Genomic DNA, 10,619 nt, shown 5'->3' on the forward strand with positions numbered 1-10,619 from the left:
CTATGAACAGAGCAAAACGTGTTGTAGCGGATGATGGCTTTGATGTCTCGCTGGTGGGCAACGTGTTGTTTGTACGTCAGTGGGGTGTCATGAGTACGCCGTTGGTGCGCCAGTATGTGCAGCGCTACCAAGCGTGCATTGCTGAGTTGGATAACACCCCCTGGGCGGAAGTGATGGACTTTCGTCGTGTCACCTTGGTCGATCGCGGGTTGTTGCAAGCGGTCAAAGCGCTCTATACCCCAAGCTGCAGTCGCCAGCATTGTGCAACGGCGTACCTGTTCAGCCGCTATACCGATCCGCGCTTACGCTTGCTGTTGCAAACGCTGGAAGACCCGCACAGCTGGGGCATCAGCAGTCGTAATTTTGATAATGACTTTCGCGCGGGCCTGAATTGGGTCAATGAGCGATTGAATATGTTTGCGCTAAGCCAAGCTAGCGGCGAATAAGCGCAAGATTCTGTGGGCTAGGGCGGCGCTGCTGGAAGGTGGTTTAGCTTTCCAGCAAGAAGGTCACTGGCCCATCGTTGAGCAAATGTACCTGCATGTCAGCACCGAAGCGGCCGCACGCCACCTGTGGGTGCTGGCTTTGGGCTTGGCTGCGTAAGTAGTCATACAGCGCCTCGCCGTGGGCCGGTGGGGCGGCGCTGGAAAAACTCGGGCGCAGACCTTTTTGCGTGTCGGCGGCGAGGGTGAATTGCGACACCAGCAGCAGGCCGCCATCGATGTCACGCAGCGACAGGTTCATCTTGCCGTCACCATCGGCAAACACCCGGTAGTTCAGCAATTTGTGCAGTAGCTTATCGGCGCTGGCGTGGTCGTCATGCTTCTCTACGCCGACCAACACCAGCAAGCCTTGATCGATGGCGCCGACGATCTCGCCATCGACTTCGACGCGGGCATGCCGCACCCGTTGAATCAGTCCCTTCATTGCACGTTCTGCGGGAGGTCCAGCAGGCGGCGCGCCATCTCATTGGTCGCGCGTACTAAAGCATCGGCAATGCTCGGCTCGCCCGCAGCGTGGCCGGCATCGCGGACGATCACCAGCTCGCTGTTGGGCCAGCGCTTGTGCAAATCCCACGCGTTATCCAGCGGGCAAACCATGTCGTAGCGGCCATGCACGATGATTCCCGGTAGGTGGGAAATCTTGTGCATGTCGCGCAGCAGTTGCCCTTCCTGCAGGAAGATTTGGTTCATGAAGTAGTGGCACTCAATGCGTGCCATCGCCAGCGCGCGACGTGGGTCACCAAAGCGCTCAACCACTTGCGGGTTCGGGCGCAGCGTCGCGGTGCGGCCCTCCCACACGGACCACGCTTTGGCGGCGTGCATTTGCGCGATCTGGTCGTCGCCGGTCAGGCGCTTGTAAAACGCGGGAATCATTTCACCGCGCTCGGCCGCGGGAATCGGCGCGATGTAGTCCTCCCAATAATCGGGGAACACGTGGCTGGCGCCTTCTTGGTAGAACCAGCGCAAATCTTGCTCGCGGCACAAGAAAATCCCGCGCAACACCAAACCCAGCACCCGCTCCGGATGCGCCTGTGCGTAGGCCAAACTCAGGGTTGAGCCCCAGCTGCCACCAAATAACACCCATTGCTCGATGCCTAAGTGCTCGCGAATTTTCTCCATGTCGGCAATCAGGTGCGCGGTGGTGTTGTTGTCGAGGCTGGCGTGTGGCGTGGAGCGCCCGCAGCCGCGCTGGTCAAAGGTGATGATGCGGTACAGTGTGGGATCAAAGAAGCGTCGGCTCAGGGCGTCGCAGCCGCCGCCGGGGCCGCCGTGAATAAACACGATGGGTAAGCCTTCGGGCGTGCCGCTTTCGTCGATATACAGCTCGTGCGGTGCCTCAACGGCCAGCGTATGGCGGGCGTAGGGTTTAATCTCGGGGTACAGACACTGCATGGCACGCTCCTGCGGCAAGTCCATGAGGGGCGCATTAGCCCCAGCTATGTAGCGATCATACTGGCGTGCGACACGAATAAAAGGAGTTTGTATGCACAATCTCACGCGGTCGTGGTTGATTGGATGGGTTCGGTTGACGTGGGTTGGCTTGGCACTGCTGCTGGTGAGCTGCGCAGCGGATGACCCACTGGCTGAGCTGAAGGCCGAAGTCGCCGCGCTGGCCGATAACCTCGACAACAAACGCAGCGCCGCCGTGCTGGCGCAGTTACACCCCTCGTTTCACGCCCAAGACGGCCAGTTCGACCGCGCGTGGGCCCAGCGCACCATGACCTTGCTGTACCTGCGGCACAAAAATGTTCACGTGCTGCCGCTGGCGGTGGATAGCCAGTTAACCGGCGCTGAGCGCGGCACCACCCAAGCGCAAGTCACCTTGGCTGGCGCTGAACAGCTGCTGCCTAACGCCGCCGCCAGCTATCGGGTGCGCTTGGAGTGGTGGCGTGACGACGGGCGTTGGCAGTTAGCGCGCTTGTCGTGGGAGTAGTGGTCTAGGCTTAAGCGTACGTGACACGTTTGAGGCCAATAGTGTGCGTCGGTATCTGCGGTTTTTACTGGTGTTAGCTGTGTTATTCGGGCTGCCTCGCTTGGGATGGGCCGAGCCCCTGTTGGTCGGGGTTGAGGCGCTGAACATGCAGCCCTTGTATTACCTTGATCAGCGCGGTCGCTATCAGGGCTTTGCCAATGACCTGTTGACCGACTTCGCCAAGCGTCATGGCTATCAGCTAGAAATTAAAGCCTTGCCGGTGGCGCGTTTGTACCACGCGTTTTTCAACGGCGACGTTGAGTTTAAATTTCCCGACTCGCCGCAGTGGGATCAGCCGCAGCGCGCGAGGTTAGCCATTCACTACAGCGATCCGGTGCTGGAGTATTTAGATGGCGTGATGCGGCTGAATCTTGACCCCGTGCCGCCGGGCTCGCGGCCGATGCGTCTGGGGATTATTCGCGGCTTTAAAGCCGACTACCTGTACGACAACGGTGAGTTTGAGATGGTGCAGGGCAATTCGCTGGAGCAGTTGTATTTGCTGCTTGAAAAGCAGCGTATTGACGGCATCTTCTTCAATGCGCAAAGCATCAATTACCAGCTGGCGCAGGATGACGGTCTAAGGGCGCAACGCTTACGTTTGGATCGGCACTTGCCGTATCTGCAAGGCCACTACCGGCTCAGCAGCTTTCAACGCCCCGAGGTGATTGAGCAGTTTGACCGTTATTTGTTGCAGCACGCCGCCGTGGTGGCGCAACTCAAGTTGCGCTGGGGCGTGCCGGCAGTGGATGAGTGAGCAAGGCCGCTGGTTTACTTCAGCCCACGGCCTGAAAACAGCATGACTTTGTCGCCCAAAAACTGCACGCTGATGCCGGTTTTATCGTCGCCCCATTCGCAGCTGGTGGCGCCCATGGCCCCTTCACACTCACCCGCACCGAGCAGGGTCTCGACCTCGGCTTTACTCATGCCGACCTTGAGCTGGTCGTAATGCTGTTGGTTGACCTTACTGCACCCGCTGAGCAGGGTCAGGGCGAGGAGGGCGGTACCAGCGAGTAACGATGAGCGCATAACAACTCCTAAAACGATGAGCCGGGCTGGCGCAGAAAGGCCAGTTCTTCCGGCGTGGATGGGCGCTCAAGCAGCGCATTACGATGCGGATAGCGGGCAAAACGTTGGATCACCGCACGGTGGCGCTCAGCATAATCGAGAAAGCCAGCAAAGGCAGGTTGCGCGGCAGGTTCTAGCGTGCTGACTTCGGCCAGCAGCGCGCTAAAGTGGCTGACGCTGGCCTCTTGCGCGGCCAAATCTTCTTGATGCTCCAGCACCAAATAGACAAACACACGTTGGAGCGGATCGAGCGAGGACGCCCAACCGAGCGCTAGGCCGCGCGTTACCCAAGCTTGCGCGTGGCGATCGCCGCTAAAGGCGCGGGCGTCTTGGCGATACAACATGCGGGGTAGCTGATCGAGCAGCAATAACAGGCCAAGCCAGCGCGTGGGACTGTCGATGGATGGGTCTAATTCGCCGCGCAGTGCTTGTTTGACGGCTGTGCCAAAGCGTTGCTGGGCTTGTTGGTCTTGGGCGTCGTGTTTACCAAACCATAGGCCGTGGCGTTGTTCGATGCGGGCCTGCAAGGTGGGGGCGGTGCCGAACCACCAATCGAGTAGCGGTTGTTCATGCCAAAGGCTGTGCATAGGGCTTGCCTCCAGAGGGGCTTCACGGCAGGGTAAAACAACAACAAGACTAGCAGCGCCGCACAGCGTGCTGCACAGGCTGAGCAAGGGAGTACACCGTGACGTCAATCGTACCTTACGTGGCCGCTGGACTGGCCAGCCCTTGGTTACGCCAGCAGCGTCAGCGCCTGCACAGGCTTGGCCATGCCTTGCGCCGCCAGCCAGCCACCGTCGAGGTGTACTTGGCGGTGGATGACCCTTACAGCTACCTGCTGGCGCAGGCGTTGCCGCGTTTGCAGGCGCGCTTTGCTGTGCAGTGGCGGGTGCGCACGGTGCTTAATCGCGAGGCGCAGCACTACCCCGAGCCCGAGGCGTGGTACGCCAATGCCTGTGTCGATGCGCAGCATCTAGCGCGCTTGTATGGCTTGCAGTGGCCCAAAGACTTACCGCAGTGGAGCAGTGCGCGTTTAGAAAGCTACACCCGTGATTTGCTATTGGCCGAGCAGCAGCCTGATGCCGTGGCACGGGTGGCGGATTTGTATCGGCGCGCGTGGGGTGGTGCGGGTTTGACGCGTGCTTGGCAGCAACAGGATTGGCGCGCTTGGTTGGCGGCCAATGAGCTGCGCCGCGCTCGTCTTAAGCACTACGCCAGCGCCATGCTGTATTACGCCGGCGAGTGGTACTGGGGACTGGATCGTCTCGATCATTTAGAGCGTCGTCTGCAAAGCGAGCGCCGCGCACTGACGCTAGACGGCGTGCAATTCGATCGCACTTGGCAGTCGTTTTGTCAGCTGCCGGCTCCAGAAACCGCACCGGAAGCCACCGAACTTGAAGTGTTTTTCTCGATTCGCAGCCCGTACTCGCACTTGGGCTTGCAGCGTGCGATGCAACTGGCCGAGCACTATCACCTGCCGCTGCGTTTGCGGCCGGTGTTGCCGATGTTGATGCGCGGCCTGCCGGTGCCGCCGACGAAGAAGTGGTACATCTTTCACGACACCAAACGCGAAGCCGACAAGCTTGGCATTCCTTACGGCAAGGTGGCTGATCCCTTGGGGGCGGGGGTTGAGCGTTGTTATCAGTTGTTTGCGTGGGCGCAAGCGCAAGGCCAAGGCTTAGCGTATTTGCACAGCGTCAGTCTTGGGGTGAACAGCCAAGGCTTAGACGCGGCCAATGATCGCCATTTACGCCAGATGGTTGAGCGCGCCGGCTTATCGTGGGCGCACGCGCAGTCGCTATTGGGTCAGCAAGATTGGCGAGCGTGGGCGCAAGACAACCTCGACGCCCTGCGCGAGGCAGGGCTGTGGGGCGTGCCGAGCTTTCGCTACGGCGATCTGTGCTTTTGGGGGCAAGATCGCCTCGGCTTACTGGAGCAAGCCTTGCGTCGGCGTTGGCATTTGACCGCGCCGGCCGACGCCCCGTAAGCCTTACGCGGCGGGCGCGGTGTATGCGCCGCTGGCGTAGTGCAGCTCGTAGCTGTGGCTGTAGATTTCTAGAATGTTGCCGAACGGGTCTTCCATGTAAATCATGCGGTAGGGCTTCTCGCCTGGGTAGTAATAGCGCGGTGCTTTCATGCGCTTTTTGCCACCGGCGGCGACGATTTTTTCGGCCAGCTCTTCAACGTTCGGGTCTTGCACGCAGAAGTGGAAGATGCCGGTTTTCCAGTACTCGAAGTTGTCTTCGGGGTTCTCTTGGTTTTTGAACTCGAACAGCTCGACGCCAATGCGGTCGCCAGTGGACAAGTGCGCAATACGAAAGCGCTCCCAGCCGGCGCCGAACACGTCGGTGCACATCTCGCCGATGGCGGAGTCATCTTCGGTGATCTCGGTCGGCGGCATGATCAAGTACCAACCAAGCACCTCGGTGTAAAACTTAACGGCGGCTTCAAGGTCGGGAACAGAAATGCCGATGTGGGAAAAACTGCGCGGATAGGTCTGTGACATGCTGTGCCTCGCGATAGGGATGTCGAACGGGGTGTTCGATGCGATGGCTACAGCTTAGTCAGGAGTGTGTTGCATTAGAAATTATCAATTATTATTCTTTTGATAAATTCGTGTTATTGGATGGCCTATGCTCAACGCCCAGTGGCTGCACACCTTCAAAACCTTGGTCGAGGTCGGTCACTTCACGCAGACCGCAGAACGCCTGTTTATGACTCAGCCTGGGGTGACTCAGCAGATCAAAAAACTGGAAGAGGCCTGCGGTCATGCGCTGCTCAAGCGCGAGGGCAAGCGTTTTAGCCTCACCGAGCAAGGTCGTCTGGTGTATCAGCATGCGCAAACCTTGGCCGCGCAAGAGACGCGCCTGCACCAGCAATTAAGCTTTGATGACCCGCACGCCGGGGTGTGCCGCATTGCCTGCTCTGGTGCGCTGGCGCTGAGTTTGTATCCGCCGTTATTGCAGCGGCAGGCGCGCCATCCGGCGCTGGTCATGCAGTTAGAGGTAGCGCCTAAGGACAGTATTACCCGCGCCGTCAGCGCAGGCACGATTGATATCGGTATCGTTACCCAAGCACCGGATGACCCCGCGCTGGAAGCCCAACAGATTGGCAGCGAGATCATCCAGCTGATTCTGCCGGCGCAAGCCGAGGCGGCGGCCCCTGTGAGCGCCGATCTGCCGGCTATCCTGCGCAAGCTTGGCCTGATTCGGCACCCAGATGTGGAGCACTACCTCGCGCTGTACCTCGCCCAATGCGGCGATGCCGCCCTGCAGCAGGTGGCGCTGGCCAGCTTGCCGGTGCATGGCTATGTCAATCAGTTGCAGCAAATCTTGCTGCCGGTGGCGCAGGGGTTGGGCTTTACCGTGTTGCCGGCGCGTGCGGTGAAGGCGTTTGCTGCGCCAGAACAACTGCGGGTGTGGCAATCACCGCGTGAGGTCAGCGAGCCGTTGTATTTGCTGCAACGCCGTGGCCGCGAGCTGCCGGCGCGCTTTGCGCCGTTGCTCAAACAGATGGCGCAGTGGCTGGCGCTTGCGCCTTAGGCGACATAAGGCTGGAACTTGCGTCGGTACTCGCTGGGGCTCAGGCCAAGACGCTGTTTAAACAGGCGGCGGAATGAGTTGTGATCCTCGTAGCCGACTTGCAAGGTGATCTGGTCAAACGCCAAATCGCTGTTCTCCAGCAACAAGCGCGCTTTCTCTAAGCGCAGGTTTTGCAGGTAATGAATGGGCGTTTGCTCGGTGGCTTCTTTGAAGCGGCGGATGAAGTGCCGTGTACCGATGTTGAATTGTTCGGCCACGCGCTCCATCACGATGGGTTGCTGCAGATGCCGCTCCAGCCAGACCTGCACTTTAAGAATATCGCCATCGCCATGGTGCTTTTTAAACGCGGTGCTGGCGTAGGGTTGTTGGGTTTGCTGGGTACCGTCGATGAGCAAATGCTTGGCGCAGTCGGCGGCCAATTGCGGTGAGCCGAATTTACGAATCAGGTGCAGCAGCAAGTCACTGCCGCTGTTGGCTCCACCGGCGCAATAGATCAGGCCGTCCTCGGTCAGGGTGCGCTCGGCTTGCAATTTAATCTGCGGATAGCGGCGGGCAAATTGCGCGGCAAAGGCCCAGTGTGTGGTGGCATTGCGGCCGTCGAGCAAACCCGCCTCCGCACAGATAAAGGCGCCGGTGCACAAACTGGCAATCGCACAGCCGCGCGCGTGTTGCTCTTGCAGCCAGCCGTAGAGCGCGCCCAGCGTGGGGAGCAGGCGCAAAATGCTGAACATATAGCCGGGCACCATGATCAAGTCACAGGACGGCAAGCTGGCCAGACTGTGCTGCGGGGTGAGTATCAGCCCACCGCTACAGGTGACGGGGGCGCCATCAAGGCTGGCGGTGTACAGCTCAAACAGCGGCGCTTGATCGGGCAAGCTGTGGCAGTACAGCGCATTGGCCATGCCAAAGGTTTCTAGTGCGGCGCTGACGCTGATCGAGGCGCAGTGCTCGCTCATCAAAATGGCTATCTTCATGGTCGCTAATGCTCGGTAAAAATCGCATGTAAGAAGTCATTTTTCGCCGTAGAGACGCCGCGGTCAATCGCTCACGCTTACCCTCGTTGATTGATGGGGAGTGTCTAACGATGAAATTGGCCTTTTACCGTGCGTTTAAACAACCGTTCTTTGGTCGCTTTATGAAGCCGTGGCGCTGGCCCGAAGGAGTGGACCAACAGGTGTGGGTGCGCCAGTCGATTGCTAGCCGCTCCGGCGCCACCTTGTCGGCGTTGGTGGCTGACGCAGTGCAGCCTGAGCAAGCTAAAGGCGCGGTGCTGATGGCGCACCCGATGGGCGTGGCGGCCAAAGGCTTTTGGCTCAAATACGGCCACGCCGAGCTGCTGCGCCAAGCCGGTTATCATGTCATGGTGTTTGATCTGAACGGCTTTGGCGAAAGCACCTCGACCACCATGGACTACCCGCTGGACGTGCTTGCCGCCGGCCTTGCCCTGCAAGCGCGCTACCCCGACTTGCCGGTGGCGGTGGTCGGCGCCTCGATGGGCGCAGCGATGACCACCTGCGCGCTGGCCGAGCCTGATCACCCGTTCCAGGCCGTGGTGCTGGAGGCGGCGTTCCCAACCCTGCTGCATTTCTGGTCGCGCTACCCGGTGCCCAAGTTGGGTATTCAGCTGTCCAAGCTGGTCTACCCGGCCGGTGAGCGGCGCATGCGCCCGCTGCATGCCGCCACCCGCTTAGCCAGTCAGCCGCCGGTGTTAATGATCTACGGCGACGCCGACGAATTCACCCCCGTACGCGACGGCCAGTTGCTGCACAGCGCGTTAAGCGCCAGTACCCAAACCCAGTTCTGGCAGGTGCCGAATGCCGAACACACCCACGCTTACGCTGCCGCGCCGCAAGAATACGCTGCACGGGTGCTTAACTTTTTGGCTGAGCATTTACGTGAGCGACGGGTGTTGGCGTGGTAAGTCCCGATTATTCGGGGGCTTTCACCATAATGTAATTAATTAAAAAATATTCGGCATTCTGGCAATTACCCAGAAACGCTACCTTGGCTTTAGTAGCCATTGCTTGCATGGCTAGTGACTGTACATGGGTGTTCGCTGGTAAATAAGCATAAGTGGCCGTGGGGCAACCAACTGCGCCCCAGCCCGAGTTATTGCTCATATACAGAGTGCCTGTCGTATCATATTTAATAATTTCAATATTTTTGTAGGGTGTTTCTGCCGACATGCTGTGTAATGGCATGGTCAATAACAGTGACGCTAAGCTGGCTTTTAGCCGCATAATTACCACTCCTTAGTAATAGTAAGTTTTCCTGAATGGGGCAGTGAGGCTTTACTGTGATTGCAACATCGCCCTAATCACCTTGCCGCTTAAGGAGCAAGCAGTTGTAACTGCGTGAGCTCACACACTTGGGGCGCGGTGACTTTGTAGGTGATGTTGGCGCTGACTTGGGTGGCCTGAGCGCTCAGTGCCATGCTCAAAAGTGCGCGGCCTTGCTCGCTGGTGATGCTGGGTAAGCGAATAATGTTAAAACCGCATTCGCTAGAACTACCCGCTGGGCTGGCAAGCACATACGCAGTATTTGCCAGTTCAGTATTGAGCCCCACGATAGTTACTTTGGCTTTGTCAATTTGTTGCGCCTGTGCATTGAGCGCCAGTGCAGCCGTAGCCAGTATTAAGCCTATCCGCAGCATGGTGTGTTTCCTTTCCTTTGTTGAGTGATGCAGTGTTTGCTCTGTGCAATAACCGCTGATCAATGCCAGTCTTCGTTAAATATGTAAATCCGCTGTGGCAACGAGGCTCTGCTCCTGTTTACAGCCGCGTCACGCCAAGGCCAAACGTAGGGCGGGTTAGCCAAAGGCGTAACCCGCCGGGCAATGGTGCAGTTCACGCAATAGTCACGTTATGCACCCCATCAATCACGCCCTGCGTATTGCGAGAACAAAGTCTGCGCGGGTCAAATGCCCCGTCCTACATGGCTGAGGTTTCGTCGTAGTTAATCAATCCCCGTAACGCGCTGCATGACTGTTTTACTGAAGTCAGCTCCTTCAATCATGCACTTTTCAAAGCGCGACCCAGCAAGAGAGCCCGATCCAAACTTACATTCAACAATCCGGCATTCCACAAATCTGGAGTCGTAAAAAGACGCTTTGCGCAAATTGGTTTTTTCAAATACGCATCGTTCAAAAAACAATCCCGTCCCGCGAACATTGGTCATGTTGGCCAACGAAAAAACACAGTTAACAAACCTTCCACGCAATATAGAATTGGACAAATTTGCCTGAGTGAAGTCGCAGTTCACAAATTGATTGCCTAGATTTCCCTCAAGGCGACAAGCCTTGAACCAGCAGTCTGATACCTCCGCTGCGAACTGCCCAGCGACCATTAATGCATCAGAGAAATCTACCGACGAAATAGATATTTTGTGCAGGGACTCTTCAATACGCACTCCTCGAAAGTCGCACAAGGAGTCGTTGGTCAAACCGAAGGGGCTTTGGCATGACGCCCCCGACAGTAAAGCACGCAGGCTGCCAGCCTGCAAACGGGCGTCCCAGCGGCTAATTAAGGAATCGGTCAT

At 58.2% G+C, this 10,619-nt stretch carries 15 protein-coding genes; 6 read left to right on the forward strand and 9 right to left on the reverse strand.

Features of this window, described 5'->3' with window-relative positions; translation table 11 throughout:
• Positions 1-2 precede the first annotated feature (2 nt).
• Complete coding sequence (locus MKI83_RS09820) at positions 3-446, forward strand: hypothetical protein (protein WP_241585287.1); 444 nt, start codon at positions 3-5, stop codon at positions 444-446.
• Positions 447-489: 43 nt separating this feature from the next.
• Here the strand turns inward: MKI83_RS09820 and dtd are convergent, their stop codons facing one another.
• Together dtd and pip are read right to left on the reverse strand one after the other, a co-directional pair.
• Positions 490-927, reverse strand: a complete 438-nt coding sequence (dtd, locus tag MKI83_RS09825) for a D-aminoacyl-tRNA deacylase (protein WP_241585291.1) — start codon at positions 925-927, stop codon at positions 490-492.
• Complete coding sequence (pip, locus tag MKI83_RS09830) at positions 924-1,895, reverse strand: prolyl aminopeptidase (protein WP_241585382.1); 972 nt, start codon at positions 1,893-1,895, stop codon at positions 924-926. Before pip ends, dtd begins: the two co-directional genes overlap by 4 nt.
• 91 nt (positions 1,896-1,986) lie before the next feature.
• Between pip and MKI83_RS09835 the strand changes: the two genes are divergently transcribed.
• A complete protein-coding gene (locus tag MKI83_RS09835; RefSeq protein WP_241585295.1) occupies positions 1,987-2,436 on the forward strand; it encodes a hypothetical protein in 450 nt (149 codons plus the stop codon).
• A 145-nt stretch (positions 2,437-2,581) separates the two neighbouring features.
• Positions 2,582-3,229 carry a substrate-binding periplasmic protein gene (locus MKI83_RS09840; protein ID WP_241585297.1) on the forward strand — a complete coding sequence of 216 codons (648 nt, stop codon included), beginning with the start codon at positions 2,582-2,584 and terminating at the stop codon, positions 3,227-3,229.
• A 14-nt stretch (positions 3,230-3,243) separates the two neighbouring features.
• Here the strand turns inward: MKI83_RS09840 and MKI83_RS09845 are convergent, their stop codons facing one another.
• Together MKI83_RS09845 and MKI83_RS09850 are read right to left on the reverse strand one after the other, a co-directional pair.
• Positions 3,244-3,501 (reverse strand): outer membrane protein assembly factor BamE, encoded by a 258-nt coding sequence (locus tag MKI83_RS09845; protein ID WP_241585299.1) that lies wholly within the window; start codon positions 3,499-3,501, stop codon positions 3,244-3,246.
• Positions 3,502-3,509: 8 nt separating this feature from the next.
• The gene (locus MKI83_RS09850; RefSeq protein ID WP_241585301.1) at positions 3,510-4,127 is read right to left on the reverse strand and encodes a DUF924 family protein; all 618 of its coding nucleotides are present in this window, start codon (positions 4,125-4,127) and stop codon (positions 3,510-3,512) included.
• A 98-nt stretch (positions 4,128-4,225) separates the two neighbouring features.
• Between MKI83_RS09850 and MKI83_RS16990 the strand changes: the two genes are divergently transcribed.
• A complete protein-coding gene (locus MKI83_RS16990) occupies positions 4,226-5,527 on the forward strand; it encodes a DsbA family protein (protein WP_241585302.1) in 1,302 nt (433 codons plus the stop codon).
• A 3-nt stretch (positions 5,528-5,530) separates the two neighbouring features.
• Here the strand turns inward: MKI83_RS16990 and MKI83_RS09860 are convergent, their stop codons facing one another.
• Entirely contained in the window at positions 5,531-6,046 is a 516-nt protein-coding gene (locus MKI83_RS09860; protein WP_241585304.1) for a lactoylglutathione lyase family protein, read from the reverse strand.
• Between the two features lie 127 nt (positions 6,047-6,173).
• Here MKI83_RS09860 and MKI83_RS09865 point away from each other — a divergent pair, with 127 nt between their 5' ends.
• Entirely contained in the window at positions 6,174-7,082 is a 909-nt protein-coding gene (locus MKI83_RS09865; RefSeq protein WP_241585308.1) for a LysR family transcriptional regulator, read from the forward strand.
• Here the strand turns inward: MKI83_RS09865 and MKI83_RS09870 are convergent.
• Positions 7,079-8,056: a GlxA family transcriptional regulator gene (locus MKI83_RS09870; protein WP_241585310.1), complete on the reverse strand. Its 978-nt coding sequence runs from the start codon at positions 8,054-8,056 to the stop codon at positions 7,079-7,081. The two genes, MKI83_RS09865 and MKI83_RS09870, sit on opposite strands and share 4 nt — an antisense overlap.
• Positions 8,057-8,166: 110 nt before the next feature.
• Between MKI83_RS09870 and MKI83_RS09875 the strand changes: the two genes are divergently transcribed.
• The gene (locus MKI83_RS09875; RefSeq protein WP_241585312.1) at positions 8,167-9,003 is read left to right on the forward strand and encodes an alpha/beta hydrolase family protein; all 837 of its coding nucleotides are present in this window, start codon (positions 8,167-8,169) and stop codon (positions 9,001-9,003) included.
• A gap of 7 nt (positions 9,004-9,010) precedes the next feature.
• Here MKI83_RS09875 and MKI83_RS09880 read toward each other — a convergent pair whose 3' ends face one another.
• From MKI83_RS09880 to MKI83_RS09890, 3 genes are all read right to left on the reverse strand, one after another.
• The gene (locus MKI83_RS09880; protein ID WP_241585314.1) at positions 9,011-9,322 is read right to left on the reverse strand and encodes a hypothetical protein; all 312 of its coding nucleotides are present in this window, start codon (positions 9,320-9,322) and stop codon (positions 9,011-9,013) included.
• An 89-nt stretch (positions 9,323-9,411) separates the two neighbouring features.
• Positions 9,412-9,735, reverse strand: a complete 324-nt coding sequence (locus MKI83_RS09885) for a hypothetical protein (protein WP_241585316.1) — start codon at positions 9,733-9,735, stop codon at positions 9,412-9,414.
• A gap of 302 nt (positions 9,736-10,037) precedes the next feature.
• Positions 10,038-10,619, reverse strand: coding sequence for a pentapeptide repeat-containing protein (locus MKI83_RS09890; protein WP_241585318.1), 582 nt, complete (start codon positions 10,617-10,619; stop codon positions 10,038-10,040).

This window comes from Atopomonas sediminilitoris, assembly GCF_022601735.1.
GTDB lineage: Bacteria > Pseudomonadota > Gammaproteobacteria > Pseudomonadales > Pseudomonadaceae > Atopomonas > Atopomonas sediminilitoris.

Coding starts and splice junctions, on each gene's coding strand:
- MKI83_RS09885 (WP_241585316.1), bottom strand. CDS start 9,735: ATGCTGCGGATAGGCTTAATACTGGCTACGGCTGCACTGGCGCTCAAT.
- MKI83_RS09860 (WP_241585304.1), bottom strand. CDS start 6,046: ATGTCACAGACCTATCCGCGCAGTTTTTCCCACATCGGCATTTCTGTT.
- MKI83_RS09850 (WP_241585301.1), bottom strand. CDS start 4,127: ATGCACAGCCTTTGGCATGAACAACCGCTACTCGATTGGTGGTTCGGC.
- MKI83_RS09875 (WP_241585312.1), top strand. CDS start 8,167: ATGAAATTGGCCTTTTACCGTGCGTTTAAACAACCGTTCTTTGGTCGC.
- MKI83_RS09840 (WP_241585297.1), top strand. CDS start 2,582: ATGCAGCCCTTGTATTACCTTGATCAGCGCGGTCGCTATCAGGGCTTT.
- MKI83_RS09880 (WP_241585314.1), bottom strand. CDS start 9,322: ATGCGGCTAAAAGCCAGCTTAGCGTCACTGTTATTGACCATGCCATTA.
- MKI83_RS09870 (WP_241585310.1), bottom strand. CDS start 8,056: ATGAAGATAGCCATTTTGATGAGCGAGCACTGCGCCTCGATCAGCGTC.
- MKI83_RS09890 (WP_241585318.1), bottom strand. CDS start 10,619: ATGACCGATTCCTTAATTAGCCGCTGGGACGCCCGTTTGCAGGCTGGC.
- pip (WP_241585382.1), bottom strand. CDS start 1,895: ATGCAGTGTCTGTACCCCGAGATTAAACCCTACGCCCGCCATACGCTG.
- MKI83_RS09835 (WP_241585295.1), top strand. CDS start 1,987: ATGCACAATCTCACGCGGTCGTGGTTGATTGGATGGGTTCGGTTGACG.
- MKI83_RS09820 (WP_241585287.1), top strand. CDS start 3: ATGAACAGAGCAAAACGTGTTGTAGCGGATGATGGCTTTGATGTCTCG.
- MKI83_RS09865 (WP_241585308.1), top strand. CDS start 6,174: ATGCTCAACGCCCAGTGGCTGCACACCTTCAAAACCTTGGTCGAGGTC.
- dtd (WP_241585291.1), bottom strand. CDS start 927: ATGAAGGGACTGATTCAACGGGTGCGGCATGCCCGCGTCGAAGTCGAT.
- MKI83_RS09845 (WP_241585299.1), bottom strand. CDS start 3,501: ATGCGCTCATCGTTACTCGCTGGTACCGCCCTCCTCGCCCTGACCCTG.